This window comes from Streptomyces sp. NPDC031474 (assembly GCF_055581185.1).
In genome coordinates this window covers 123,867-150,617 of sequence record NZ_JBVIJX010000008.1, presented here as the reverse complement: position 1 = coordinate 150,617, position 26,751 = coordinate 123,867, and the positions used below count along the sequence as shown (strand labels likewise).

Genomic DNA, 26,751 nt, shown 5'->3' with positions numbered 1-26,751 from the left:
CTACGCCTTGGGGGCATCCTGATAATTCCGTTGCGACAGCAGCGCCCTCCGGTCCACCTTGCCCGATCCCGTCAGCGGCAGACTGTCGCAGACATGAATCTCCCCGGGCAGCATGTAGCTGGGAACCTTCGTGACCAGGTGGTCGCGGCACGCCTGGGGCGTGCAGTCCTCGCCGGCGGGGACCACGAACGCCACCACGACCTTCTCGCCGGACTCCTTCTCGCCGGTGGTGACATAGCTTTGCTTGACGTACGGCACCTCATTCATGAAGTGCGCGATCTCGCCGAGCTCGATCCGGAAACCGTTGACCTTCACCTGATCGTCCAGCCGCCCCTGGAAGACGACATTTCCGTCTTCCCGGAAGAATCCGCGGTCTCCGGTGTGGTAGAGCCGCACCTTGTCGCCGTTGATGTCGTATTCGACGTACTTCTTTTTCGTCAGCTCAAGCATGCCGAGATAGCCGGGCGACAGCCCCGGTCCCGCCAGGCACACCTCTCCGGTCTCGCCGGGCGCGCACAGCACTCCGTCACGGACGACATAGAGAGACGTGTTCTGAATGGGCAATCCGATCGGGAGCGCGGACATCCCCAGGACGGAATGCCGAACGGGATAATACGTGGCGAACACCGAACACTCGGTCGGCCCGTACACGCTCACTATCTTGTCGTTCCCGTAATGGCTCCGAGCGTCTTCCATATGCCTCAGAGAATGCGCCTCGCCGCCCGTGAGGATTGTCTGCACGGTATCCAGGGTGCTGGGCGCCTCATCGACTATCACATTGAACAGCGCTGTCGTCACGAAGATCGCCGTGACGCCGTTCTGCTGCACGACCCGCTTCAGTTCCGAGAGCCGGATGAAATCTGACGGGTAGAGCACGCACGTTCCGCCGTGGAGCAGCGCTCCCCAGATCTCGAAGACCGCGGCGTCGAAGAATATCGACGCCAACTGCGGGATGACGGCGTTCTCGTCGAGGGCGACGAAGCAGGCGTTGAACACCAGGCGAACGACGCCCTCATGCCGGATCGGCACGCCTTTGGGGGATCCCGTCGATCCCGACGTGAAGACGATGTAGGCGATGGAGTCCGGCTGGACCCGCAGGTCAGGGTTCTTCTCGTCCGCGTTCAGCGTGGGCAGGTCGACGGGAATCACCTGCATGTTCTCGAAGCGGACCGTCATTTCGCCGGACGCGTCGGTGAGCAAGGTCGTGCAGTCGGCCTGGCCGAATATCCCGCTCAGGCGTTCATCCGGCCAGGTGCGGTCGAACGGGAGGTAGGTGGCGCCGCACTTGATGATCGCCAGCATTGCGATGATCATCTCCGGTGAGCGCCTGACGCACAGTCCCACGACCTGGCCAGGGTGTACGCCGGCCTCGCGGAGCCGCACGCTCAGGCTGTTCGCCAGGCCGTTGAGCTCGCGGTACGTGAGCTTGCGCTCCTGATGGACGAGGGCGACGGAGTCGGGATGACGGCCGGCAGCGCTTTCGAAGAGCTCCTTCAGGCTCTCCACCGGATGAACAGCATCAGTCCTGTTGATCTTCTGATGAACAGACAGAGCCTCTTCGGAGAGGGCGATCTTATCCATTCAGGTTCCCCAGCCGTGTGTTGACGATTCTTGTTACGTACTCCGGGTGGCTGTCCACGAAGAAGTGTCCGCCGGGGACTTCGATCAGCTCGCAATGCTGCTTGGTGAACCTCTGCCAGCCGCGCATGGTTCTCCAGCTGTCGATCGCGTCATCCAGGCTGTATATGGCGGTGATGGGGACATCCACGCCGGTGGCGTGGCGGTGATCCCATATTTCGGCAAGGTGGATTTCGCTTCGCACCGTCGGCAACAGGAGGCGCATCAGCGCCTCCTGTTCGAAGAGCTCCGCCGGCGTGCCGCCCATCTTCGCCACCGCATCGCGGAAATCGCTCTCCGTCATCCGATGCATATAAGGGCGCAGTTGCGGCACATCCGGGCTCCGGCAGCCGGAAACGAACAGCCGGCGTGTCATTCCCGGGTACTCGGCCGTGGCCAGGTGAGACAGCTCGTAGGCCAGCCGCCCACCGAAACTGTGGCCGTAGAAGGCGTGGCGGCGGTTCAGATACGGCGACAGCGCCTCGAAGACATCGTCCACCAGGGGCTGCCACTGGTCGTAGCGTGGTTCCTTGAGCCGGCGCCCCCGGCCGGGGAGCACCACGCACAACAGCTCCACGTCGTCCGCGATCCCGCCGCACCAGGCACGGAACGTCTCGGGGCTCCCGCCCGCGTAGGGAAAGCAGAACAACGTGCTGACCGGCTCTGCCGTCGCCGCCTTGAGGGTCATCACCCACTTGTCGGCCCTTGCCGCCACGCCGACCCGCTAGTCCGACGCCGCGTCAGCGTGCTTGCTGTTCCGCTGGATGCTGACCACGATGTCCATGACGCGGCTCTCGGTGAACAGTTCGTCAGCGGGAAGCGAGTCGTCGCCGAACTCTCGTTCCGCCCGCTCGATCAGCTTCACCGCAGTGAGCGATGTGCCGCCGGCTTCGAAGAAGTCGTCCTCGCCGCCCGTCACCCGCAGGCCGAGCTGCCTGCACTCGTCGACGACCCATGCCAGCAGTGTTTCCGACGTCATTCGGTTGTCCGTCTCGCTCATTTGTCATTTCTCCTGGTGCACCGGGAAGCGGAATCCGTTGACAGTGCTCTCAACAAAACGATTGTGGCCGTATCGGTCCTCGCCGGACACCAATACGCAGCCGTATTTCTCAAGGCTCGCCCGCGCACCGAATTCCTGGAGCTCGTCGGAGTACGGGTAGACCTGGACCTGCGTCGGCAGGTAACGGGAGGCGAAGCCGAGCCGCATCTGGTCGGTTTCGCCGCTGTGCGGATGAGACGCGTGCATGAGCGTCGACCAGAAGAGAATGAACTGGCCTTGGCGCATGACCTGGGAGACGGCCTTCGACTCGTCGGGAGTCCAGTCCGGATCCTTCTGCAGCTGCCGGTAGTCGTAGCCGAAGAGCCCGCGCTTGACGCCGTCCTTCTCTACCTGGTTGATGATCTCCGGATTGTATTCCATGATCTTCGACTCATCATAATTCATCGACGTGTGAGTGCCCGGGATGAACTGAAGGCAGCCATTCTTGACCGACGCCTCCGTGAAAGCGGTCCAGGCCGTTACGGTGCCCCCGAATTCCGCGTCCTCCGGCCACACGATGTGCGGGTGCTTCGAACCGTCGACGCTGGAGAAGTTGTCCGCCTGGTGCCAGTCCGTTCCCTCGTCACCCGGATACTTCGGGAAGAGTTCGGTACGCCAGCAGAGCGTGTCGGGCCCGAGGATGCTCGACACCCTGTCCACGATCTCCGGCCTCGTGACGTGCTCGGCGAGAAAGTCGACGTCGAGATGGCGATCGTAACTGGCCGCCAGATTTGTGTTTCCGGATTCCGTCTGCCCCTCGTGGTAAATGGACGTTTTGGTCCTGAGCAGCTTCGGCCTGGTCGCCCTGAGATGTCCTTCCATCTCTTCTTCGGTGTAGAGGTCGAAAGGGCCGATGTAGCCATCGCGAGCGAACTGCTTCAGCTCTTCGGGGGTCAGCGCGAAGGTTTTCGTACGGGCCATTTTTTCTCCTCGATCCTAATCGCGCTCGAAGGCTTCGCTCAGAGCGGCATAAGGCTGGAAACTGGGGCCGCCGGCGGGCTCGGTGGCCGCAGCGCCGGAATATAAGACGAAGAACCGAGAAAAAAAGCTACCGATGGATTACCCCTATCGGCAACCCCTATCCAGCGGTCGGCAACCCCTATTGAGTGCTCGCGTTGAGTGCTCGCGCCGGAGGTACGCGCAGATCGGTGCCGCCGGGCGTCGCCGTTGAGGCCGTGCGCGACCGAGGGGGTGCCCCGCGCGGCCATTGGCCGCGTGAACAGCGGCGACATTCGTATGCGTCTTTCGCAGGAAGTACGCAGGGCCGTGCCATACCTGTGGCTTTGGCCTGCTCGTTCATGAGTCCGCGTCACTTCGCCGAGCGGGACCCGCGTTTGTCAGGTGCCGAATGTCGGTCCGGGGCCGAGTGGCGGGGCCGGCGGTGACGAGTCGGGCGTGGCTGAGAACAGTCGTAGCCGAGGCTTGTCGGGCCGCGGGCGGAGAGTGTCGCCGGTCACGGCGAGCGGTGGCCTTCGGGGCAGAAAGTCAAGTGCCAGGGAGGCGATCTTCAGCCAGATTCGGCAGCACGCCGATCCGGGTCGAGCAGTGGCTGCCGTGGCTGCCGTGCGCGCCCCGGGCCATGTCTGAGACATGGATCAGGGCGCGCCGCGCAGGTGAGGTTCTCGTGGTCACGGTCGGGTGGTCGCCGGCCGGCCCGCGAGGGATTCATCGGTTGTCTGCTTGCCCGGTGCCATGGCCGGCAGTGCCAGAGCGGCCAGCGCCGCGACGAGCATGAGACCCGCGTTGACGAGGAACGCGACGCGGTAGCCCTGGACCAGCGCGTCGAGGTGGCTGCTGTCATGGCTCGCGTTACGGGTCACGCTGGACGCGATGTTCACGAGCACGGCAAGACCGATCGCTCCGCCGATCTGACGGGACGTGTTGAGCAGCCCGGAGGCGGCGCCGGCGTTCTTGGGATCCACATCGGTGGTGCCGCTGATGGTGACGGCGAGCAGCATGAGACTGACGCCGAACCCGCCGACCACGTTCGGGCCGAGGATGTGGGTCACGTAGGCGGGGTGGGAGGGGATGGTGGTCAGCCAGGCGATGCCCGCGGTGGCGATGAGGCCGCCGACCACCAGCATGCGGCGGGGGCCGACCTTGGGCGTGAGCACCCGGGAGGTGATGCCGCCGACGATGAAGACGACGGTGATGGGCAGCATGGCCATGCCGGTGCGCAGCGCGCTGTAGCCGAGGACCTGCTGGCAGTAGAGCGAGAGGAAGAAGAGCAGGGCGGTCAGCGTCACGCCCAGGAAGAACATCAGCAGGTTCGCGATCCGCAGGGTCCGCGGCCGGATCAGGTCGACCGGGATGAGCGGGTGGGAACTCCTGGCTTCGGCCACCAGGAAGAGGGCGATGAGGACCACGGCCGCGACCAGCGGGAGCACGACGCTCGGTGAACCCCAGCCCTTGGCGGAGGCCTCCGAGAGCCCGTACGTCAGCGCCCCGACTCCGAGGGTGACGCAGAGGGCGCCGGGCAGGTCGAGCCGGGTCCGCTCGGTGTTCGCCGAAGGCAGCAGGAACAGCACGCCGGTGACCAACAGCGCCACGCCCGGGGGGACGTTGACGAACAGCACCCAGCGCCAGTTCAGCTCGGCGGTGAGCACTCCGCCGAGGACCACGCCGATCAGGCCTGCGATCCCGCCCATCATGCTCCACAGCGCCAGGGCGCGCTCGCGCTCGTGTTCGTCGGTGTGGCTGGCGGTGATGAGACTCAGGCTGGTGGGAGCCATCGCGGCAGCGCCGGCGCCCTGCGCGATCCGGGCCGTGATCAGAACGGCCGCGTCGGACGCCAGGCCGCCGATCAGGCTGGCGGCGGTGAAGACGACCACCCCGAACAGGAACACCCGTTTGTGCCCGAAGAGGTCGCCGGCCCTGGCCGCCAGGAGCAGGAAGCCGCCCAGGGTGAGCAGGTAGCCGCTGACGACCCACTGCTGCTGGTCGTTCGACAGGTTCAGCCCGGTGCGCATGTCCGGCAGGGCCACGGTGACGATGGTGGCGTCGAGCACGACCATGAACAGGGCGAGGCAGGACATCGCCACGACGACGCCGAGTGGCAGATTCGGCCGGAGAACAGGGGGTGCGGACGCGACTCGTGGCTCAGACATGGAGTCTCCTCAGTGGCCGATCGCGACTGAATCGAGTTCATGTGAACAGTGTTCACGTGAACACTGTTCACGCTACAATGCTGTCCGGAGGGTGTCAATCGAGGGAGAACCGATGCCGCTGCGCAAAGCCGACGTGGTCGAGGAAGCGCTGCGCCTTCTCGACGCCGAGGGCCTGGACCAGCTCACGATGCGCAAGCTCGGCGCATCACTCAACGTGCAAGGCGGCGCCCTGTATCGGCACTTCGAGAACAAGGAGGCCCTGCTCGACGCGGTGGCCGACAAGATCGTCGAAGGCGTCGGCGAGGCGTTGCCCGACGTCTCCTGGCCCGAGCAGATCCGGATCGTCGGCAGCCGGCTCCGCGCGGCCTTGCTCAGCCGTCGCGACGGCGCTCGGGTGGTGGCCGGCACGTTCGCACCCGGAGCCAACACGGTCATCGGCTCGGACGCGGCGGTCCGGGTGCTCTGCCGGGCCGGTCTGCCCCCCGCCCAGGCGGGCTGGGTCAGTTTCGCCATCTTCTACTACGTGCTCGGCCACACCATCGAGGAACAGGCCCAGCTGCGGTTGCCGCCCGACCATGACTGGCGGGTCCGCACCCAGGGGCTCGACGTCGAAGTGTCACCGCAGTATGCGGCGGCACTCGACTCGCTGACGGACGCGGACCCGGCGGAACGGTTCGACTACGGGCTGAACATCTTCATCGAAGGGCTCTGCCACCTCCAGGGGGAGGCAGTGGCGGTGTCACTCCCCGGGCGGGCGGTGGGCAACTGAGGTAGCGGAACCGGGCGCCCCCCTCGCGGCGGACGCCCTCGATCGTGCGTGAGCCGGCCGAGGAGAACCCCTCGACCCCCAGCACCACAGCGACGTGTCCTGCCGCCCCGAGCCGGCGGCTCCCCAACCCGCACCACCTCACGCGCCCCACCACCTCACGCACCTGAGCGCCTCACGCACCTCAGCGCCTCGCGCGCCCCTCGGGCTCACGCGCCTCGCGCGCCTCACCGCCTCGCGCGAAACGGCTGGGCTCCGCTGCGCCCGCCCCGGCGGCCACCAGGCGGATCCCCGCTGTCCGCGCCCGCGTCAGCGTCCGCGTACCCGTGCGCGTCCAAGTGCGCGTCAGTCGGTCTCCGGCGGCAGGTCGGCCCACTCGTCCACGGCGGCCGGGACTCGGTCGGCCGCATCCGTGGGATCTCCGCGTACGGCCCGGCGCATCGGCGTACGGGTCGCCGTGCCCCGCCGCGAGCGCGCGGTCCGGCCGTCCCGTGGCGGCCCGCCTCCGTCCCCCGCCGGGGTGGGCGCTCCTCGCGCCCCACTCGACCGCCGACGGCGTCACCAAGGCGGTCCCCCGACTGGCCGAGAATCACCGCGTTGCTTCCGCGCGCCGAGCGGAATCTTCACCTCCGTGGTGGCCGGAGGTGAATCGGCCACGGCAATTCACGCATCGGTGTTGTACTGCTTTTGACTGGGACTTGGTATTTCGATGGACGTCACCAGTACGCGGGCCGGGGCGTATCGGCCACATCGCGCTGTTTGATCAGTTCGGTGTCGCAGCCCTCTGACCCGGGCTTCTTGACCTGTCGCAGCGGTACTGGCTATGTTCATTGATCGTCATGCGCGGCTCAAAACGGGGGAAGGCTGAGCGCTGTGCGCATTCACATGGACGAAAACAACTTGTCAATCGCCCGCTTACGGCGTATGGCGAGATTCGGCGCCTGTCCCGCGGCCGGCTTTTTCCGCCAAGAGAACGGATTGGTCCCTGGCGGGTTTCTGCTGGCCGTACGAGGAGAGCAGGCGCGACGTCGGCTGCTCTCCTCGCGCGTCCAGCAAGGCGCCGGTGACATCGCCGAAGCCGCCGCCTGCTCCGGTGCGGGCGCCTTCGCCCCCCGGTTCACCGAGGTCACCGGGGTCACCGGGGTCACCGAGGTCACCGGGGTCACCGGGGTCACCGGGGTCACCGGGGTCACCGAGGTCACCGGGGTCACCGGGGTTTCGCCGGGCGGGTACCCGCAGATCGGTTGCCTCGCCGGAGGTTTCGCGGCGGGGATGGTCGCCGGGCGCGGGACGGCGTCCGGCGCCCGCCGCGTCGGCAACGCGGCAACGCGGCGGCGGGTCGCTCGCGTGCCCTCGGGGACGTGGACGGCCGAGCCGCTCATCACGGAGGTGGGCGGCGCGGGTCACCGTCCGGCCATTGGTCAGGCCGGGCCCCTCCGGAACGACCCGGCAGCGTCGGTGGACCGGACATCGCGCTGGACGCAGTAATCGCGGATTGAACTACTGCCCCGATATTCGGTCATAACTGTTCTCAACTATCAGTGGGGCGTTTTTCACGCCATGGGGGAACAATGGGAATACAAGTGATGCTGTCGGACGCTTTGTTACTCTCCCGAAGTGCGCTCGCCGCATTGATCGAGAAGCGCGAGGATCTCCAGGTTGTCGGGGCCGTCGGCGGAGATTCGGACGCGCTGGAATTCGCCGAGATTCATCGCCCCGATATCTCGATCATCAGCTTCGACGGGGCCGACACCAGTGCGATCACCCTTGCCGAGAAGATCGCGAGTCTTCCGGGGTGCCGGAGCCTGGTCCTGGCCGAGTGCTTCACCCGATCGATCGTCCGCCAGGCCTTCTCCGGCGGGGTCGACGGCATGCTGCAGCGATCCATGCCGGCCAGCCGCTTCTTCGAGGCCCTGCACCGGGTGCATCAGGGCGAACGCGTCTTCGACGCCGACCTGACGGTCGCGGCCATGTCCAACGCCGGCTGCCCGCTGACCTCGCGTCAACTCGCGGTGCTGGAGCGATTCTCCCGCGGGGACTCGATCGCCGAGATCGCGGCACGGCTGCACCTCTCCGAGGGGACCGTCCGCAACTACCTCTCGTCCCTGGTGGCGAAGCTCGGCGCGCGTAACCGCATCGACGCCTTGCGGATCGCCAGGGATGCGCACTGGCTCTGAAAGTCCTGCTCGCCGACTTCATCGACCAATTGGGGGTTGGTTATGACCATGGATGGGGTGACGGCCGACGTCATCGGCCATTTAGCCCTCGTGCTCGGGGCGTCGAGCCTGCTCGGCGCCCTCGCGCGCCGGATCGGGCAGCCGGCTGCGGTCGGCCGGATCGCAGTGGGCTTCATCTTCGGGACGAGCCTGCGCGGCAAATTTCCGGGCGATTCGACGGATCACCTCTTACCGGACGAGGCCACGCCCCTCATGCCGGGCATCGCCCCAGGGACGCAGCGTCCCGCTGCCTCGGACGGTCGGCAGACCGACCGCCGTTCCCTCCCGCTCTTCTTCGGCGTCGTGGCGTCGAGTGGGATTCCGGTGGCACCCGTGCTCGCGGCGGCCCGGGACATGGGCCACCGCGCGCTGTGGTCCGCACCGGACCCGCACTGCCCCGGTCGCCGGGATCCTCGGGTGCGGAATCGACGGGAAGGCCGCCGCGAACGACGCGACGGTGCGGTGGGGCGGTTCCGACGCCCTGCGGCCGGCCGTGGCCGGCGCGCCGGTGAACACCCACGATCTCACCACGACCGACCACGGCCGGGAGACGGTGCCTGCGCCGAGCGACCCGGCACCGGTCCGCACAGCGCGGAACTGTTCCCGACCTCCCACCCGCACGGCCCCCGTGTTCGCCGGGTGTCGATCCACACCTGTCCCTGTGCTGCGGAAGGTGAGAGGTGATGGAGATGCTGGTCGAACGGGACGAGGCAGAAAAGACGCTGGTCCAGATCTGGAGCGAGTGTTCGCTGGGCCGCAGCCGGACGGTCGCCATCGGCGGACCGCTCGCCAGTGGAAAGACGGCCCTGCTGGACTCCTTCGCCCACGACGCCGCCGACGCGGGCGCGACCGTCCTCGAGGCCACCGGTTCGAGTCTTGAGCGTTACCGGCCGCTGGGGATCATAGATCAGCTTCTGCGGGGGCGTCGGCTCTACTCACACAGCGCGGAACTCGAGATCCGGGCCGTGCTGGAGAGCGGCGGCGGAGCAGGAGCGCACAGCGAGATCTCCCCGTCGGTCCTCGGTCTGCTGCACAGTGCTTTCCAGTACCTGACCCACAGTCCGCCGCTGGTCCTCTGCATCGACGATGCGCATTTCATGGACGTCGAGTCGCTGGAGGGTCTGCTCGCGCTCATGCGGCGGATGGGCGGCGCGCCGATATCGATGGTCCTCACCTACTGTCCCGACATGGGCCGGCCCAGCGTTCAGCGCATACTCCAGGCCGAGATCCTCAGGATGCCGACCTGTACCCAGCTGGAACTCGAGCCGCTCTCGGAGACGGGGGTCGCGACGGTGCTCGAGGAGTATTTCACCCTTGAGGCAGCGGGCCGGATCGCTTCCGACTGCAGGCAGCTCAGCGGCGGCCGGCCGTTGCTGGTGCACGCCATGGCCGAGGACCATGCCGACAGCGCATCGGCGTCGGCCGCGCTGCGGCGGCCACTGGCCGGCCCTGCCTTCGGCCGTGCCGTCCTGAGCTGCCTCTACCGGGCCGAGCCCGTCGTGCTCGAGATCGCGCAGGCGAGGGCCGCGGTGGGGGAGTTCCGGTCGCCGGCCGTGGTCGCGCGACTCTGCGGCATGGACTCGGAAACCGTCGCGCGGGTCGCCGGCTCTCCCGGCGTCGGTGGACTGCTGGACCATGACCTTCTCGGGCAGCCGAGCGTGCGTGAGGCCGTGCTCGGCAGCATCCCCCAGGAAGAGCGCCACGCCCTGCGGTCTCGCGTCGCCCGCCTGCTGTACCAGGAGGGCGCCCCCGCCCTGGTGACGGCCGAACACCTGATGCGTATCGACGAAACGATTCCTTGGGCGAAGAAGGTGCTGTGCGAGGCAGCGGACCGCGCCCTCGCCGGCGGAGACCACGAAGCGGCCGTCCGCTACCTCGAAAGAGCACACCGCCAGTGTGCGGACGGGCGGGAGCGGATCGACATCGCCGCGAAGCTCGCCGACGTCACCTGGCGGCACGATCCCACAGCGGTGAAGAGCTACCTGCCCGATCTGGTCACGGCCGTCGAGCAGGGCGAGCTCTCCGTCCGGCAGTCGCTCCCCGTCGTCCGAAGCCTGCTGTGGAACGGCCAGGTGGAGCAGGCGACGCGCGTGATGGCATGCCTCGGCGACGATCCTCACGCGCAGGTGGGCGCGGACGCCGGCGCGTACGCCGAGCAGCTGCACCTGTGGCTTCCGCTCACGTATCCGGGAATCGCACCCGCCTTGGGATTCGGGGAGGCGGCCCCCCTCGACGCCGGCCTCGGCACGCCCGAGCAGCGGTCCGCGGCCGCACTCGGCGCGATCCTGCGGGGCGCCGACGAGGAGGGAGCCGTCCCCGCCGCGGAACTCGTCCTGCGGGAGGCCCTGGCCGGGGCGGCGAGCCCGGCGTCGTCGCTCGCCTCACTCATGGTCCTGGTCTATTCCGACCACCTCGACAAGGCGTCGGCCTGGTGCGACGCCCTCCTCGCCTCCCTGGGGGAGACGCACGGCCTCGTATGGAACGCCATGTTCACCACGGCGCGCGCGCAGATCCACTACCGCCTCGGAGACCTGCCGAACGCCAGGAGACAGGCACAGGCCGCGCTCGCGCTGATGCCGCGCGAGGGCTGGGGAGTGGCCGTGGGCCTCCCGCTTTCGATCCTCATCCTCACCGCCACGGCGATGGGGAACCTGGGCGAGGCCGAGAGCCATCTCGAATTCCCCGTCCCCCGTGCCGCCTTCGGGACCCTGGGCGGAGTGGTCTACCTCGACGCCCGGGGCCATTTCCATCTCGCGCGCGGCCACCACGACGCCGCTCTCCAGGACTTCCTCGCGGCCGGACACCTGATGAAGCTCGGGGAGGCCGACTGTCCGTCGGCGGTGCCCTGGCGCGCCAACGCCGCCCGCGCGTATCTCCACAAGGGCCTCGTGACGCAGGCGAGGGAACTCCTGACGGAACAGATGACGCTGCTCCCGCCGGGGCACCCGCGCACCCGCGGCCTGACCTACCGGGCCATGGCAGCCACCCTCCGCCCGGACGAACGTCCGCCGGTGCTGCTGAAGGCGGCGAACATTCTCGATCGCTGCGGCGACTCGCTGAACCTGGCGTACACCCTCTCCGACCTGGGCCACGCCTACGAGTCACTGGGCGAGGTCGGCCAGGCCCGCCGCCACGCCGACCAGGCGAGGACACTGGCGGACCGGTGCGCCGCGGCACCGCTGCTGCCACCGTCGGTACCGGCGGCCGACGAGCGCAGGGGAGCGGAGCTCCTCAGCGAGGCCGACCCACCCGCCCGCCGGCTCAGCTCGGCGGAATGGCGGGTGGCGGAACTGGCCGCCCGGGGTGCCACGAACGAGCAGATCGCCCGAAAGCTCTTCATCACGGTCAGCACCGTCGAACAGCACCTCACCCGCGCCTATCGAAAACTCGGCATCCGCCGCCGCACCCAACTCCCTTCGCGTCTGTCCGAGCTCGTCCCATGACGACCGCCGGTGTCACGCGCCCGGTTACTATGCTCATTTCATGCCCGGTTGCACCCCGTGAGGGCGTGCCGTGGTATGCAAGGAAAACGAGCTGTGGAGCCTGGGAAAATGCTGACCGAAGTCACTGCGACCCGCTACGTCGCGCCCCTGCGCTCCGGCGGCTCCGTCCCCGGAGTCGTCGAGGCCGACGACCTGGGCACGTATGTCGTCAAGTTCACCGGCTCCGCGCAGGGACGTAAGGCGCTGGTCGCCGAGGTGATCGTCGGCGAGCTGGCCCGCGCGCTCGGGCTGCGGTTCCCCGAGCTGGTGCTCGTGCACTTCGACCCCGCGATCGCCGACGGCGAGCCCCACCAGGAGGTGCGCGAACTCCATGGCGCGAGCGCGGGCCTCAACCTGGGCATGGACTACCTGCCGGGCGCGCGGGACTTCACCCCGGAGGTCGCCAGGACCTTCCCCGTGGACCCGCTGGAGGCGGGCAGGATCGTCTGGCTCGACGCCCTCACGGTGAACGTGGACCGCACGGTGCACAGCTCCAACCTCATGGTCTGGCCGACCTTCGGCACCGTGCCCGCGCGCCTGTGGCTGATCGACCACGGCGCGGCCCTCGTCTTCCATCACCGCTGGGACGGGTCGGATCCCGCGAAGCGGTACGACTTCCGCCACCACGCCCTCGGCCACTACGCCCCCGACGTACGGGCGGCCGACGCGGAGCTGGCGCCGAAGGTGACGCGGGAACTGCTGCGGGACATCGCGGCGCAGGTCCCCGACGCCTGGCTGGACGCGGAGGAGGGCTTCGCGAGCGCGGACGACGTCCGGACCGCGTACGTCGACTACCTCCACGCGCGCGTGCAGGCATCCGTGGCCTGGCTGCCCACCGACTTCCCGACCCGGGAGGAACTCGCCGCCGAGGAGGCCCTTCGCGCGGCCCGCACTCAGGAAGGCCGCCCGAACTGGCTCAAGCGGGTCCCCGACCTGCACGGCAAACCGGCGGCGGAACAGGATTGGTCGGTGCACCTCGGATGAACCGCGTGGGACGGGTGGTACAGATCGAGTACTGCACCCAGTGCCGCTGGCTGCCCCGTGCGGCCTGGCTGGCGCAGGAGCTGCTCATCACCTTCGAGGCGGAGCTGACCGAGCTGTCGCTCAAGCCCGGCACCGGCGGCGTCTTCGTCGTCCGGGTCGACGACGAGGTGGTCTGGGACCGCCGCGAACAGGGCTTCCCGGAGCCGACCGCCGTGAAGCAGGCCGTACGCGACCGAGTGGCCCCGGGACGCTCCCTGGGCCACTCGGACAAGCCGTCGCGGGAGTAGCTCAGCCCTTGAGCTGCTCGTACGCCGGCAGCGTCAGGAAGTCCGCGTAGTCCTCGTCGAGGGCGACCGTCAGCAGCAGGTCGTGGGCCTGCTGCCAGTGGCCTGCCGCGAAGGCCTCCTCGCCGATCTCCTTGCGGATGTTGTCGAGTTCCTCGGCGGCGACCTGGCGGGCCAGCTCCGGGGTCGCCTTCACCGTGTTCCCGGCGTGCTCGAACTCGACGCCCGCGTTGATCCACTGCCAGATCTGCGAGCGGGAGATCTCGGCGGTGGCCGCGTCCTCCATGAGGTTGAAGATGGCGACGGCGCCGAGGCCGCGCAGCCAGGCCTCGATGTAACGGATGCCGACCTGTACGGCGTTGACGAGACCCTGGTATGTCGGCCGGGCGTCCAGGGAGTCGATCGCGATCAGGTCGGCGGCCTCCACATGGACGTCCTCGCGCAGACGGTCCTTCTGGTTCGGACGGTCGCCGAGGACCTTGTCGAATGACTCCATGGCGATCGGGACCAGGTCGGGGTGGGCGACCCAGGAGCCGTCGAAGCCGTCGCCCGCCTCGCGGTCCTTGTCCGCGCGGACCTTCTCGAAGGCGACCTTGTTGACCTCCGCGTCCCGCCGGGACGGGATGAACGCCGCCATGCCGCCGATCGCGTGCGCGCCGCGCTTGTGGCAGGTGCGGACGAGGAGCTCGGTGTACGCGCGCATGAACGGGGCGGTCATCGTCACGGCGTTGCGGTCCGGGAGGACGAACCTGGCTCCGCCGTCACGGAAGTTCTTGACGATGGAGAACAGGTAGTCCCAGCGGCCGGCGTTCAACCCCGAGGCGTGGTCGCGGAGTTCGTAGAGGATCTCCTCCATCTCGTACGCGGCCGTGATCGTCTCGATGAGCACGGTGGCGCGGACGGTGCCCTGCGGGATGCCGAGGTAGTCCTGCGCGAAGACGAACACGTCGTTCCACAGGCGTGCTTCGAGGTGCGACTCCGTCTTCGGGAGGTAGAAGTACGGGCCCTTGCCGAGGTCGATCAGGCGCTGGGCGTTGTGGAAGAAGTACAGGCCGAAGTCGACGAAGGCGCCGGGGACCTGGTTGCCGTCGGCGTCGACGAGGTGGCGCTCGCCCAGGTGCCAGCCGCGCGGGCGCATGACGACCGTCGCCAGCTCCTCGTCCGGGCGCAGGGCGTACGACTTGCCGGACCTCTCGTCGGTGAAGTCGATGGTGCGGGTGTACGCGTCGGCCAGGTTGATCTGGCCGAGGACGACGTTCTCCCAGGTCGGCGCGGAGGCGTCCTCGAAGTCGGCGAGCCAGATCCGCGCGCCCGAGTTGAGGGCGTTGATGGTCATCTTGCGGTCGGTGGGGCCGGTGATCTCGACCCGGCGGTCGTCCAGGGCCGCGGGGGAGGGGGCCACCCGCCAGGAGTCGTCCGCGCGGATCGCGGCGGTCTCGGGGAGGAAGTCGAGGGTGGAGGTGCGGGCGATCTCGGCGCGGCGCCCCGCCCGCCGGGCGAGGAGCTCGTCACGGCGTGGCGTGAACCGCCGGTGCAGCTCCGCCACGAAGGCGAGCGCCGCCTCGGTGAGGACCTCCTCCTGCCGCGGCAGGGGCTCGGCGTCGACGATGGCCAGCGGGGACGGCGCTGGTGCGGACATGAGCGGTCACTTCCTTCAGCGGTGGCACCGGGTGCCAGTCGAACCGGGTACGGCGAGCGGGTCCCCGGACGAGCCGGGCGCTTCTGAACAGTGGATACTAGTTTCCTCATTGTGGAAGTTCAATGGTTTGTTGATGTCGAGATTCTTCGGGTCGAGGCAGGGTGGCGCTCAGTGTCAGGCCCCTCACTCGAGGTGGGCGAGATCCTGGGGCGTGTCGATGTCGAACGGCTTGGCCACGTCCCCGCACTCGACCAGCGTGATCGCCTCCTCGTGTGCCCTCAGATAGGCGCGTGCCCCACGGTCGCCGGTGGCAGTCGCGGCGATGCCCGCCCAGTGGGCCGCCCCGAACAGGACGGGATGGCCGCGTACGCCGTCGTAGGCGGCGGAGACGAGCGAGGAGTCGTCCTCGTACGCGGCGCGTACCCGGGCGACCGCCCGAGGCCCGATGCCGGGCTGGTCGACGAGCGAGACGAGCGCCGCCCGTGCCCCCGTCCCGGCGAGCGAGTCGAGCCCGGCCCGCAGTGACGTGCCCATGCCCTGCTCCCACGCGGGGTTCTCCACCAGCACGCACCCCTCCAGCCGCGCCCGCTCCCGTACGGCGTCGGCGGCGGCCCCGAGGACCACATGCACGCGCGCGCAGCCCGCCGCACGCAGCACTCCCACCGCATGTTCGACCAGCGGCCGTCCCCGGTGTTCGAGCAGCGCCTTGGGCCGTCCGCCGAGCCGCCGGCCCCCGCCCGCGGCCAGCAGCAGGCCGACCACCTGGTCGCGGGCCCGGTCTTCGTTGTGCGTCATGCGTCCTGCATACCTGACGCGGTGTCGACCACACGGTGTCCGGGGGCTGAATTTCCGTCCGTGCAGTGGCGCACCCGGCATCGGGTGGCGTTTACTGACCCGCGCGTCCTTCGGCGCCCGACCGGCGTCACGGTGGGCGCGGGGGTGGGAAGACGCGAGAGTGTGCCAGGGGGGAGAGCTGTGTTGCGGAGCTTGGGGCAAAGAGCAGTGACCGGCAGCGACGAGGATCCGAGGGTGGCGGAACTGCGGACCGCGGTGTCCCGGCTGCGCCGCGAACTCGCCGCGCACCCGGCCGAGTTCCCCGACCGGGTCATCGCCGAGGACGAACTCGCCGCACTCGCCGCGATGGCGACCCACGGCATCCCGGAAATCCCCCGGTTACGCCGTTCCCTGCTCCTCGTCGCGGGCGCGATCGGCTCGGTGAGCGCGCTGGCCCGCGGCCTGTCGGACGTACGCGACGCCGTGGAGCTGTTCGGACAGACGCCGCGTCGCTGAGCCGTGGCCCCTGCTTCCGGGCCGGGCCTCGGGCGCCGGCCGGTGAGGCTCCCGGGGTGCCTGCGCGCGGCCGGGGTGCAGACGGGACTTTCGCACCACGCCCTAGGTGGCCGGTCCCGAGTTCGTCAGGGCCTCCGACAGTTCCGCCGCCACCTGCTGCAGCACCGGAACGATCCGCTCCGTGGCCGGCTCCGTGACGCGGCCCGCCGGGCCGGAGATGGAGATGGCCGCGGCGGTGGGGGAGTCCGGCACGGACACCGCCAGGCAGCGGACGCCGATCTCCTGCTCGTTGTCGTCGACCGCGTAACCGGCCCGGCGCACCTGTGCCAGGGCGGCCAGGAAGCCCTCCGGGGTGGTGATCGTCTTCTCCGTGGCGGCGGGCATGCCGGTGCGGGCGAGCAGCGCGCGCACCTCGGCGTCCGGGAAGCCCGCCAGCAGCGCCTTGCCGACGCCAGTGGAGTGCGGCAGGACCCGACGGCCGACCTCGGTGAACATCCGCATCGAGTGCTTGGACGGCACCTGTGCCACGTACACGATCTCGTCGCCGTCGAGCAGCGCCATGTTCGCCGTCTCGCCGGTCTCCTCGACCAGGCGGGCCAGGTAGGGGCGGGCCCAGGTGCCCAGCAGCCGGGAGGCGGACTCGCCGAGCCGGATCAGCCGCGGGCCCAGCGCGTAGCGGCGGTTGGTCTGCTGACGGACGTATCCGCAGGCCACCAGGGTGCGCATCAGGCGGTGGATGGTCGGCAGGGGCAGTCCGCTGCTCGCGGAGAGCTCGCTCAGGCCCACCTCGCCGCCCGCGTCCGCCATCCGTTCCAGCAGATCGAAGGCGCGCTCGAGGGACTGGACCCCTCCGCCGGCGGACTTGGCGGAGTCGGTGGTGCTGGCGCTGGACGTCGGCACGGCGCGTTCCTTTCGAAACAGGCGGGAAGGGCTGAAGCCTACCCGGCAGTCGGTTGACTCCTCGCTGGTGCGTAGCTACGTTCTGCTTGACGGAATACTAATTCCGCCTTGTGGAAACGTCCAGAGTGACGGCAGTGGGTGCACTGTGGAGAAGTGTGCCCTTGACGACGCGAGGGCGGGGGTGAAGACTCCTTCAACAGAACGTTGAATTCCGTTACGTGGAAGTTTCCGAAATATCTCCGGAAGTTTCTCCGGGGGCGACCGGAAGAAAACCGGTTCCGAGACCGGAAGACAACGGCGGAGAACGCGAACAGAGAGGGGTCCGGGTGTCCGACGCTGAACTGGTGCTGCGCTCGACACGCGTCATCACTCCCCAAGGGACACGGCCCGCCGCGGTCGCCGTCGCGGCCGGCGAGATCACCGCCGTCCTGCCCTACGACGCCCCCGTCCCCGAGGGCGCCCGGCTGGAGGACTTCGGGGACGACGTCCTGCTGCCAGGCCTGGTCGACACGCACGTGCACGTCAACGACCCCGGCCGCACCCACTGGGAGGGGTTCTGGACCGCCACGCGCGCGGCGGCGGCCGGCGGCATCACCACCCTCGTCGACATGCCCCTCAACTCCCTCCCGCCGACCACCACCGTGGAGCACCTCCGCGTCAAGCAGGAGGTCGCAGCCGACAAGGCGCACATCGACGTCGGATTCTGGGGCGGCGCCCTGCCCGACAACCTCAAGGAGCTGCGCCCGCTGCACGACCGTGGCGTCTTCGGCTTCAAGGCCTTCCTCTCCCCGTCGGGCGTGGACGAGTTCCCGCACCTCGACCAGGACGCGCTCGCCCGGTCGCTCGCCGAGATCGCCGCCTTCGACGGCCTGCTGATCGTGCACGCCGAGGACCCGCACCACCTGGACGCCGCCCCGCAGCAGGGCGGCCCCAAGTACGCCGACTTCCTCGCCAGCCGCCCGCGCGACGCCGAGGACACGGCCATCGCGCACCTCGTCGCGCAGGCCGGGCGCCTGCACGCGCGCGTGCACGTCCTGCACCTGTCCTCGTCCGACGCACTGCCGCTGATCGCCGCCGCGAAGGCCGACGGCGTCCGCATCACGGTCGAGACCTGCCCGCACTACCTGACCCTCACCGCCGAGGAAGTCCCCGACGGCGCCAGCGAGTTCAAGTGCTGCCCGCCGATCCGCGAGTCCGCCAACCGGGACCTGCTGTGGCAGGCCCTCGCGGACGGTGTGATCGACTGCGTCGTCACCGACCACTCCCCGTCCACGGCCGACCTGAAGACCGACGACTTCGCGACCGCGTGGGGCGGCATCTCGGGCCTGCAGCTCAGCCTGGCGGCGGTCTGGACCGAGGCCCGCAGGCGCGGCCACGGCCTGGAGGACGTCGTCCGGTGGATGTCCGCACGCACCGCCGCCCTCGTGGGCCTGACCCGCAAGGGCGCCATCGAGGTGGGCCGCGACGCCGACTTCGCCGTCCTCGCCCCCGACGAGACCTTCACCGTCGACCCGGCCGACCTCCAGCACCGCAACCGCGTCACGGCGTACGCAGGCCGGACCCTGTACGGCGTCGTCAAGTCGACCTGGCTGCGCGGCGAACGCATCGTCGCAGACGGCGAGTTCACCGAACCGAAGGGCCGGCTGCTCACCCGCACCCCCTGAGCCGAAGGCGCGCCCGCCCCGCACCCCCGACGCCACCCGCATCCGCACCGGCCGACTCCCGAAAGGCAGATCTGATCACCGTGACGGCGATAGAGCGCTTCACCGGCGACGCGAACCCCTACGGCGGCGGCGACCCGTACGCGGACTACCGCACCGCCGACTTCCCCTTCACCCACCACGCCGACCTCGCCGACCGGCGGCTCGGCGCCTCGGTGATCGCCGCCAACGACGAGTTCTTCGCCGAGCGCGAGAACCTGCTGATCCCCGAGCCCGCCGAGTTCGACCCGGAGCGCTTCGGACACAAGGGCAAGATCATGGACGGCTGGGAGACCCGCCGCCGCCGCGGCGCCTCGGCCGAGCACCCCTGGCCGACCGCCGAGGACCACGACTGGGCGCTGGTCCGCCTCGGCGCGCCCGGCGTGATCCGCGGCATCGTCGTCGACACGGCCCACTTCCGGGGCAACTACCCGCAGGCGGTGTCGGTCGAGGGCGCCTCGGTGCCGGGCTCGCCGTCCCCCGAGGAGCTCCTCGGCGACGACGTGAAGTGGACGACGCTGGTCCCGCGCACCCCGGTCGGCGGCCACGCGGCGAACGGTTTCGCCGTGTCGGTGGAGCAGCGCGTCACGCATCTGCGGGTCAACCAGCACCCCGACGGCGGCATCGCCCGCCTGCGCGTGTACGGCGAGGTGATCCCGGACCCCGCGTGGCTGGCGGTGCTCGGCGCCTTCGACGTCGTCGCCCTGGAGAACGGCGGCCGGGCCGAGGACGCCTCGAACCTCTTCTACTCCCCGGCCTCCAACACCATCCAGCCCGGCCGCTCCCGCAAGATGGACGACGGCTGGGAGACCCGCCGCCGACGCGACCGGGGCAACGACTGGATCCGCTACCGCCTGGCCGCCCAGGCGCAGATCCGCGCCCTGGAGATCGACACCGCGTACCTGAAGGGCAACAGCGCGGGCTGGGCGACGGTGTCGGCCAAGGACGGCGAGGACGGCGCGTGGACGGAGATCCTCCCGCGCACCCGCCTCCAGCCCGACACCAACCACCGCTTCGTCCTGCCGGAGCCGGCCGTCGGCACGCACGCGCGCGTGGACATCTACCCCGACGGCGGCATCTCCCGGCTGCGCCTGTTCGGCTCGCTCACGGAGGCGGGCACGGCGGCGCTGACGGCCCGCCACCAGGAACTGGGCGGCTGAGCCGGCCTCCGCTACGGTGAACACCCCGTCGGGGAACGGGGTGTTCACGGGGAGGCACGATGGCGGTCCTGCTCTACTACCCGTTGGTGAAGCCACCGACGGAGGTGCTGCACCAGGCGCTGCTGTACTGGGACGGCATCGCCACGGTCGTGCCCCGCGACCCCGAGGTGTACGAGGTCGCCGTCTCCGCCGAGCTGACGGAGCTGCGGGACCGCGCGCTGTACACGCCGTTGGTCTTCGGCCAGGGCGCGATGGAGCGGCTGGACGACCCGTACCACGGCCTGGTCTCCCTCGGCTCCCTCACCTCCCGGGTGCTGCTCTGGGAACTGCACCGCCTGGCCGAGAGCCCGGACCGGCCGCGGCTCCCCGTACCGCCCGACACCTTCATCTACGGCTCGAAGCTGAGTCGCTGGCTGGAGGAGGAGCTGCTGCGCCTCGGCCTGGCCGAGCGCTGCGACCGCGGGTACTGGAGCCTGGCCGTGCCGCGGCGGGTCCAGCAGCTCATCGTCGGCGTCATGGCACGCGAACTGGCCCACGCCGGACCTCTCGCGTACGTCCCGTACACCGACCGCGCGGAGGCCGAGGCCGCGTGCCTGGCCGCCCCCGACGAGCACCGGCTGCCCGCCTACCAGGCGGACCTCGGCGGCCTCCTGCCGGTCCCCGCGCCCGGCACCCCCACCGCCGACGTCCTCGCCTTCCGCGACCGCTACGGCGACGAACGGGAGCGGCTGATGCGGGCCCTGCACCGGATGCTCGGCGACCTCCGCCGCGACTACGCACACCCGGCCGACGTCCTGGCCCAGCTGCGACGCGAGATCGACGAGTCCGTCGCGGACTACCGCGCGGCCGCCAGAAGCAGCCGGATGGCCTGGGTGGAACGGTCCGTGATGGTGACCGTGGGCCTCACGGCCGCTGCCGGCGAGGTGGTCCGGCCGGGCCTCGGCTGGGTCCTGGGGGCGGTCGGCGGCATCGCGCTGAACGTGGCCACCCGCGAGATCCGCCCCCTGGCCCGAGCCCGCGAGGACCACGACTTCAGCTATCTGCACCGCGTCCGGGAGGCCCTGGCCTGACGGTCAGGCACTCCCGCACCCCCGTACTCCCGCACTCCCGCACTCAGGCCGCGTGCCCGCCGTCCACGGCGAACTCCGCGCCCGTGACATAGGCGGCCCCCGCCAGGTGCGCGACCGTCGCCGCCACCTCCTGCGCCGTCCCGAAGCGGCCCAGCGCGGTCATGGTCGCCTGACCGGCCGCGTACGGGCCGTCCGCCGGGTTCATGTCGGTGTCGATCGGGCCGGGGTGGACGAGGTTCGCGGTGATCCCGCGCGGGCCCAGCTCCCTGGCCAGCGCCTTGGTCAGTCCCACCAGGGCCGACTTGCTCATCGCGTACAGCGTGCCGCCGGGGCCGGGCACCCGCTGGGTCATGCAGGTGCCGATCGTGATGATCCGCCCGCCGGCCGGCATCCGCCCGGCCGCCGCCTGGGAGGCCATGAACACGCCGCGCACGTTCACGGCCAGCACCCGGTCCACGTCCGGGAGGGCGAGCTCCGCCAGCGGACCGAGGACGCCGACGCCCGCGTTGTTCACCAGCACGTCGAGGCCGCCCAGCGCCTCCACCGCACGGTCCACCGCCCCGGCCGCCTCCGCCGGGTCCGCCGAGTCCGCGCGCAGCGCCACCGCCCGCCGACCCAGCGCCTGAACGGCCGCTACGACGTCCGCGGCGGCCTCCTTGCCGTTCACGTACGTCACCGCCACGTCCGCGCCTTCCTGGGCGAGCCGCAGGGCCGTCGCCGCCCCGATGCCGCGGCTGCCGCCGGTCACCAGGGCCACCTTGCCGTCGAGAGTTCCGTAGGTCGTCGTCATGGATCCATCCCAGCGGCCGCCGCCCCGCCGTGCTGGCGGCGAACGGACACCGAGGTCGAGGAGCCGAAGGAGCCGCTGGCCGAAAGCGGGTGGGCCGGAACTCTTTCCTCCGCCCCCGCCGTTCTCCCCTCGTGACCCTTCAGCAAGAGATCGTCGGCAACGCCATGCAGATGGCGGTCGTCAGCCTGCACCCCGGCCAGACCGTGTACTGCGAGGCCGGAAAGTTCCTGTTCAAGACCACGAACGTGACCATGGAGACCCGCCTGGGCGGCCCGTCCGGCGGGGGCGGCGGCCAGCAGCCCCAGAGCGGTGGCGGCGGTGGCATGGGCGGCATGCTGCGCCAGGCCATGGGCACGGCCATGCAGGTCGGCCAGCGTGCCCTCGCGGGTGAGTCGCTGGCGTTCCAGTACTTCACCGCGCAGGGCGGCGAGGGCACGGTCGGTTTCGCGGGCGTGCTCCCCGGCGAGATGCGGGCGCTGGAGCTGGACGGCACGCGCGCGTGGTTCGCCGAGAAGGACGCCTTCGTGGCCGCCGAGTCCACCGTCGACTTCGGCATCGCCTTCCAGGGCGGCCGCACCGGGATGAAGGGCGGCGAGGGCTTCATCCTGGAGAAGTTCACCGGCCGCGGCACGGTGATCATCGCGGGCGCCGGCAACTTCATCGACCTCGACCCGGCCGACTTCGGCGGCCGTATCGAGGTCGACACGGGCTGCGTGGTCGCCTTCGAGGAGGGCATCCGGTACGGCGTCCAGCGCGTCGGCGGGCTCAACCGCCAGGGGATCATGAACGCCGTGTTCGGCGGCGAGGGCCTGTCCCTGGCCACCCTGGAGGGCAGCGGCCGGGTCATCCTGCAGTCCCTCACCATCGAGAGCCTCGCCAACGCCCTGAAGAAGGCCCAGGGCGGCGACAAGCAGGGCCCGACGGGCGGACTGTTCTCGACGAACGCGGGCTGAACCGATGAGTTGCGGGTCGCGGTGGGGTCTGAGGTGATGACAGCAGACCTCACTGAAGAAAGCAGGCACGCGTCATGGGCAAGCTGGTCTCCACCATCTTCGTCACCCTCGACGGCGTCTACCAGGCCCCCGGCGGCCGCGACGAGGACACCCGCGGCGGCTTCGAGCACGGCGGCTGGAGCTTCCCGTACGGGGACGAGGACTTCGGCCGGTTCGTCTCCGGGGTCTTCGACCACGTCGGCGCGTTCCTCCTCGGCCGGCGCACCTACGAGATCTTCGCCGGGTTCTGGCCGAAGGTCACCGACCTGGGCGACCCGGTCGCGGGCAAGCTGAACGCACTGCCGAAGTACGTGGTCTCCACGACCCTCACCGACCCCGCCTGGGCAGGCACCACCGTGATCCGCGGGGACGCCCTCGCCCAGGAGGTCACCGCCCTCAAGGAGCGCACCGACGGTGAGCTCCAGATCCACGGCAGCGGCGCCCTGGTCCGGTCGCTGCTCGCGCTGGACCTCGTGGACACCGTTCACCTGCTGACGTTCCCGGTCGTGCTCGGCTCCGGCCTGCGGCTGTTCGCCGAGGGGGCCCTGCCCACCGCGTTCCGGCACACCGGCGGCCTGATCACCGCGGCGGGCGTCTCCATCCAGACGTACGACCTTCAGGGCCGTCCGAGCTACGGCTCGTACGAACTCCCGGACAACGGCTAGCCGCAGGTTAACTTCCCGAAAACTCAACGGACTTGCCGGGAAAATCCTCGAAGTTGTCATTGACATGCCACTGTCTACGCGCGTCATCATGAGGGCATGAGATTCCCCCCACGCATCACTCGCACAGGCGCCGCGGCCGCCGTCCTGTCCGCCCTCCTGGTCGGCGGCACCGTCTCCGCCACCACGGCGAACGCCGCGGTCGGCAGCGTCTGCTACAGCAGGCTGCCGTCCCAGGCGTACGACACGCTCGAGCTGATCGAGCAGGGCGGGCCGTTCCCGTACTCGCAGGACGGCTCGGTCTTCCAGAACCGGGAGAGTGTGCTGCCCTCGCAGTCGACCGGCTACTACCACGAGTACACGGTGAAGACCCCCGGGTCGTCGACGCGCGGAGCGCGCCGCATCGTGACCGGGAAGAAGACCGACGAGGACTACTACACCGCGGACCACTACGCCACGTTCAACCTGATCAACTACGGCTGCTGAGCCGTCGGGCGATCAAGGGCTGACCGTCGAGGAACGGTGCGACCGGCCGGAGGTCCGACTCCCCCCACTCAGTCGGACCCCCGGCTCTCCGCCGCCGCGAACAGGGCGAACGCCAAGGCGATGAGCGCGGCGCAGGCGTAGACCTCGTAGCCGTCCGGGAAACCGATTCGCTGCACGAGGCCCACCCGCCAGTCGCTGAACTCGTGCACCAGGCCCAGCACACCCTGCACCAGGGCGAGAAAACCGATCGCTTCCAGCAGTTTCTTCATGTCCCGGACCCTCACCCCCGAGCCCCCTTGCGGGCCATCGGCCGTGGGGCGAGACCCGTCCGACGGAAGGCCCCGGTCCGGCGGTCCGGGAGCGCCGAAAGTAGCCGGCGGCACGACTTCGGTCGACGGTCGTCTCCCTTCGGCAGCGGATCCCGTCCGCGGGGCGGTGGCACGGCCCCGCGCTGCGTAGATTTGTCGACCATGAGGGCTTACGACGACACGGCTGCCGCGGACGACGCGGCACGGGCGGCGCCCGGGTTCACGGGACGCCGATGGCTGCTGCCGTCCGCCCTGGTCTCGGCGCTCGACCCGGACGCCGAGCGGCCCGGCCGCCCGCACCGGCGCACCGCACGCGACTGGGTCGTCGACTTCTGCTGCTTCCTGCTGGCCGTCGCCGTCGGCCTGACGGTCGCGGACTCCTTCCCCGGCGAACCCGACCTCCCGCCCGCCTTCGCCCTCACCGACCAGCTCCTGGGCGCCCTCGCCTGCGCGGCGGTCTGGCTGCGCCGCCGGTGGCCCCTCGGCCTGGCGGCCCTGCTGGTCCCCCTCGGCTTCCTGTCGACCACCTCGTCCGGCGCCTGCGTCGTCGCCCTCTTCTCGCTCGCCGTGCACCGGCCGCTGCGGTACGTGGCCTGGGTGGGCGGCGCCGAGCTCGCCCTGATCCCGGTGCTCGCCTGGGCGCGCCCGGACCCCACCCTGGCCTACGGGGCCGCGGTGGCGTGGACTGTGCTGATCATCGTCACGGCCATCGGCTGGGGCATGTTCGTACGCTCCAAGCGGCAACTCATGCTGAGTCTGCGCGAGCGCGCCCGACGCGCCGAGACGGAGGCCCGGCTGCGCGCCGAGCAGGCGCAGCGGCTGGCCCGCGAGGCCATCGCGCGGGAGATGCACGATGTGCTGGCCCACCGGCTCACCCTGCTCAGCGTGCACGCCGGCGCGCTGGAGTTCCGTCCCGACGCGCCCCGTGAGGAGATCGCGCGGGCGGCCGGTGTCATCCGCGAGAGCGCCCACGACGCCCTCCAGGATCTGCGGGAGATCATCGGTGTGCTGCGGGCCGGCGAGCCCGACGACGCCGGCCGGCCCCAGCCGACGCTGGCCGCCCTGGACACGCTGGTCGCCGAGTCCCGCGAGGCCGGCATGAAGGTCACCCTCGACCAGCGCGTCACCGACGTCGCATCCGTCCCCTCCTCCGTCGGCCGCACCGCCTACCGCATCGCCCAGGAGGGCCTCACCAACGCCCGCAAACACGCCCCCGGCGCGGAGACCGCGGTCACCGTCACCGGCGGTCCCGGCGAGGGCCTGGCCGTCACCGTGCGCAACCCGGCCCCCGAGGGCGACGTACCGCCCGTCCCGGGCTCCGGCCAGGGCCTCATCGGCCTCACCGAACGGGCGACGCTGGCCGGGGGCCGCCTGGAACACGGCGAGTGGGAAGACGGCGGCTTCGAGGTACGGGCATGGCTGCCGTGGCCGGCGGCGGCGCCCCAGTAGTGCTTCGTCACGTCAGGTGAACTCGCCGACCGGCAGGCCGGTAACCGTGATTACGTAAGGGCCATGACTGCGATCAGACTCCTCCTCGTCGACGACGATCCCCTGGTGCGGGCCGGTCTGGCCTTCATGATGGGCGGCGCCGACGACATCGAGATCGTCGGTGAGGCCGCCGACGGCGGCGAGGTCGAGCAGCTCGTGGACCGCACCCGGCCCGACGTCGTCCTGATGGACATCCGGATGCCGGCCATGGACGGGCTCACCGCCACGGAACGGCTGCGCAGGCGGGCGGACGCCCCGCAGGTCGTGGTGCTCACCACCTTCCACGCCGACGAGCAGGTGCTGCGGGCACTGCGCGCGGGGGCCGCCGGGTTCGTCCTCAAGGACACCCCGCCCGCCGAGATCCTCGACGCGGTGCGCCGGGTCGCGGCCGGTGACCCGGTCCTGTCGCCCACGGTCACCCGGCAGTTGATGGACCACGCGGCCGGCACGGCGGCCGACACCCGACGCGCCCACGCGCGCGTGCGCCTTGCCGCGCTCGGCGAACGCGAACGCGAGGTGGCCGTCGCCGTCGGCCGCGGACTGTCCAACGCGGACATCGCCGCCGGACTCTTCATGAGCGTCGCCACCGTCAAGGCCCACGTCTCCCGGATCCTCGCCAAACTCGACCTCAACAACCGGGTGCAGATCGCCCTGTTGGCGTACGACGCCGGGCTCCTGGAGGAGCGGGCGGAAGGCGCGGCGGGAGCTCAGGACGCGACGGAGGACGGGCACTAGGCGTCGCTCCCGTCCGTTGGGGGAGTGACGGAGGGG

General features: G+C 70.1%; 25 protein-coding genes. 15 read left to right on the top strand and 10 right to left on the bottom strand.

Features of this window, described 5'->3' with window-relative positions; genetic code table 11:
* The 5 genes from ACZ5SK_RS18155 to ACZ5SK_RS18135 all read right to left on the bottom strand — a co-directional run bounded on the left by ACZ5SK_RS18155 (nt 1) and on the right by ACZ5SK_RS18135 (nt 5,763).
* Nucleotides 1–1,581, bottom strand: coding sequence for an amino acid adenylation domain-containing protein (locus tag ACZ5SK_RS18155; RefSeq protein WP_361707409.1), 1,581 nt, complete (start codon nt 1,579–1,581; stop codon nt 1–3).
* Nucleotides 1,574–2,305 carry a thioesterase II family protein gene (locus tag ACZ5SK_RS18150; protein ID WP_334575966.1) on the bottom strand — a complete coding sequence of 244 codons (732 nt, stop codon included), beginning with the start codon at nt 2,303–2,305 and terminating at the stop codon, nt 1,574–1,576. The genes ACZ5SK_RS18155 and ACZ5SK_RS18150 overlap by 8 nt, the downstream gene beginning before the upstream one ends.
* A 36-nt stretch (nt 2,306–2,341) precedes the next feature.
* Nucleotides 2,342–2,617: a phosphopantetheine-binding protein gene (locus tag ACZ5SK_RS18145; protein WP_334575964.1), complete on the bottom strand. Its 276-nt coding sequence runs from the start codon at nt 2,615–2,617 to the stop codon at nt 2,342–2,344.
* 3 nt (nt 2,618–2,620) lie between these two features.
* On the bottom strand, nt 2,621–3,577 hold the full coding sequence (locus tag ACZ5SK_RS18140; RefSeq protein ID WP_334575963.1) for a chlorinating enzyme: 957 nt from the start codon (nt 3,575–3,577) through the stop codon (nt 2,621–2,623).
* Between the two features lie 707 nt (nt 3,578–4,284).
* Nucleotides 4,285–5,763: an MFS transporter gene (locus ACZ5SK_RS18135; RefSeq protein ID WP_334575961.1), complete on the bottom strand. Its 1,479-nt coding sequence runs from the start codon at nt 5,761–5,763 to the stop codon at nt 4,285–4,287.
* A gap of 112 nt (nt 5,764–5,875) precedes the next feature.
* On the opposite strand from ACZ5SK_RS18135, the gene ACZ5SK_RS18130 reads away from it, so the two are divergent.
* From ACZ5SK_RS18130 to ACZ5SK_RS18105, 6 genes are all read left to right on the top strand, one after another.
* Nucleotides 5,876–6,532, top strand: a complete 657-nt coding sequence (locus ACZ5SK_RS18130) for a TetR/AcrR family transcriptional regulator C-terminal domain-containing protein (RefSeq protein WP_334575959.1) — start codon at nt 5,876–5,878, stop codon at nt 6,530–6,532.
* 975 nt (nt 6,533–7,507) lie between these two features.
* Nucleotides 7,508–8,017 (top strand): hypothetical protein, encoded by a 510-nt coding sequence (locus ACZ5SK_RS18125; protein ID WP_468418532.1) that lies wholly within the window; start codon nt 7,508–7,510, stop codon nt 8,015–8,017.
* 98 nt (nt 8,018–8,115) lie between these two features.
* Nucleotides 8,116–8,706, top strand: coding sequence for a response regulator transcription factor (locus ACZ5SK_RS18120; protein ID WP_334581116.1), 591 nt, complete (start codon nt 8,116–8,118; stop codon nt 8,704–8,706).
* Between the two features lie 722 nt (nt 8,707–9,428).
* Nucleotides 9,429–12,188 carry a helix-turn-helix transcriptional regulator gene (locus ACZ5SK_RS18115; RefSeq protein ID WP_334575955.1) on the top strand — a complete coding sequence of 920 codons (2,760 nt, stop codon included), beginning with the start codon at nt 9,429–9,431 and terminating at the stop codon, nt 12,186–12,188.
* Nucleotides 12,189–12,296: 108 nt separating this feature from the next.
* The gene (locus ACZ5SK_RS18110) at nt 12,297–13,211 is read left to right on the top strand and encodes a HipA family kinase (protein WP_361707422.1); all 915 of its coding nucleotides are present in this window, start codon (nt 12,297–12,299) and stop codon (nt 13,209–13,211) included.
* Nucleotides 13,208–13,498, top strand: coding sequence for an Rdx family protein (locus ACZ5SK_RS18105; protein WP_079658706.1), 291 nt, complete (start codon nt 13,208–13,210; stop codon nt 13,496–13,498). Before ACZ5SK_RS18110 ends, ACZ5SK_RS18105 begins: the two co-directional genes overlap by 4 nt.
* A 1-nt stretch (nt 13,499) precedes the next feature.
* On the opposite strand, the gene aceB is transcribed toward ACZ5SK_RS18105, so the two are convergent.
* A complete protein-coding gene (gene aceB, locus ACZ5SK_RS18100) occupies nt 13,500–15,134 on the bottom strand; it encodes a malate synthase A (protein ID WP_334575950.1) in 1,635 nt (544 codons plus the stop codon).
* 183 nt (nt 15,135–15,317) lie between these two features.
* Complete coding sequence (locus ACZ5SK_RS18095) at nt 15,318–15,929, bottom strand: nucleotidyltransferase family protein (RefSeq protein WP_334575948.1); 612 nt, start codon at nt 15,927–15,929, stop codon at nt 15,318–15,320.
* Nucleotides 15,930–16,136: 207 nt separating this feature from the next.
* Here ACZ5SK_RS18095 and ACZ5SK_RS18090 point away from each other — a divergent pair, with 207 nt between their 5' ends.
* On the top strand, nt 16,137–16,424 hold the full coding sequence (locus ACZ5SK_RS18090) for a DUF5955 family protein (RefSeq protein ID WP_361707426.1): 288 nt from the start codon (nt 16,137–16,139) through the stop codon (nt 16,422–16,424).
* 102 nt (nt 16,425–16,526) lie between these two features.
* Here ACZ5SK_RS18090 and ACZ5SK_RS18085 read toward each other — a convergent pair whose 3' ends face one another.
* Nucleotides 16,527–17,324 carry an IclR family transcriptional regulator gene (locus ACZ5SK_RS18085; RefSeq protein WP_334575947.1) on the bottom strand — a complete coding sequence of 266 codons (798 nt, stop codon included), beginning with the start codon at nt 17,322–17,324 and terminating at the stop codon, nt 16,527–16,529.
* Between the two features lie 326 nt (nt 17,325–17,650).
* Here ACZ5SK_RS18085 and allB point away from each other — a divergent pair, with 326 nt between their 5' ends.
* The 3 genes from allB (at nt 17,651) to ACZ5SK_RS18070 (ending at nt 21,254) form a co-directional block, all read left to right on the top strand.
* Nucleotides 17,651–18,988, top strand: a complete 1,338-nt coding sequence (allB, locus tag ACZ5SK_RS18080; protein ID WP_334575945.1) for an allantoinase AllB — start codon at nt 17,651–17,653, stop codon at nt 18,986–18,988.
* A gap of 80 nt (nt 18,989–19,068) precedes the next feature.
* Nucleotides 19,069–20,184, top strand: a complete 1,116-nt coding sequence (gene alc, locus ACZ5SK_RS18075) for an allantoicase (RefSeq protein ID WP_334575944.1) — start codon at nt 19,069–19,071, stop codon at nt 20,182–20,184.
* Nucleotides 20,185–20,243: 59 nt separating this feature from the next.
* Nucleotides 20,244–21,254 carry a hypothetical protein gene (locus tag ACZ5SK_RS18070; protein WP_334575942.1) on the top strand — a complete coding sequence of 337 codons (1,011 nt, stop codon included), beginning with the start codon at nt 20,244–20,246 and terminating at the stop codon, nt 21,252–21,254.
* A 43-nt stretch (nt 21,255–21,297) separates the two neighbouring features.
* Here ACZ5SK_RS18070 and ACZ5SK_RS18065 read toward each other — a convergent pair whose 3' ends face one another.
* Entirely contained in the window at nt 21,298–22,044 is a 747-nt protein-coding gene (locus ACZ5SK_RS18065; RefSeq protein WP_334575940.1) for an SDR family oxidoreductase, read from the bottom strand.
* A 131-nt stretch (nt 22,045–22,175) separates the two neighbouring features.
* On the opposite strand from ACZ5SK_RS18065, the gene ACZ5SK_RS18060 reads away from it, so the two are divergent.
* From ACZ5SK_RS18060 to ACZ5SK_RS18050, 3 genes are all read left to right on the top strand, one after another.
* Nucleotides 22,176–22,997, top strand: a complete 822-nt coding sequence (locus ACZ5SK_RS18060) for an AIM24 family protein (protein ID WP_334575939.1) — start codon at nt 22,176–22,178, stop codon at nt 22,995–22,997.
* 74 nt (nt 22,998–23,071) lie between these two features.
* Nucleotides 23,072–23,701, top strand: coding sequence for a dihydrofolate reductase family protein (locus ACZ5SK_RS18055; RefSeq protein WP_334575937.1), 630 nt, complete (start codon nt 23,072–23,074; stop codon nt 23,699–23,701).
* A gap of 96 nt (nt 23,702–23,797) precedes the next feature.
* Complete coding sequence (locus ACZ5SK_RS18050; RefSeq protein WP_334575935.1) at nt 23,798–24,184, top strand: guanyl-specific ribonuclease; 387 nt, start codon at nt 23,798–23,800, stop codon at nt 24,182–24,184.
* A gap of 68 nt (nt 24,185–24,252) precedes the next feature.
* Here ACZ5SK_RS18050 and ACZ5SK_RS18045 read toward each other — a convergent pair whose 3' ends face one another.
* The gene (locus ACZ5SK_RS18045) at nt 24,253–24,453 is read right to left on the bottom strand and encodes a hypothetical protein (protein ID WP_334575934.1); all 201 of its coding nucleotides are present in this window, start codon (nt 24,451–24,453) and stop codon (nt 24,253–24,255) included.
* A 201-nt stretch (nt 24,454–24,654) separates the two neighbouring features.
* Between ACZ5SK_RS18045 and ACZ5SK_RS18040 the strand changes: the two genes are divergently transcribed.
* A complete protein-coding gene (locus ACZ5SK_RS18040; RefSeq protein ID WP_334575933.1) occupies nt 24,655–25,941 on the top strand; it encodes a sensor histidine kinase in 1,287 nt (428 codons plus the stop codon).
* A 63-nt stretch (nt 25,942–26,004) separates the two neighbouring features.
* Nucleotides 26,005–26,715 carry a response regulator transcription factor gene (locus ACZ5SK_RS18035; protein ID WP_334575932.1) on the top strand — a complete coding sequence of 237 codons (711 nt, stop codon included), beginning with the start codon at nt 26,005–26,007 and terminating at the stop codon, nt 26,713–26,715.
* Nucleotides 26,716–26,751 lie beyond the last annotated feature (36 nt).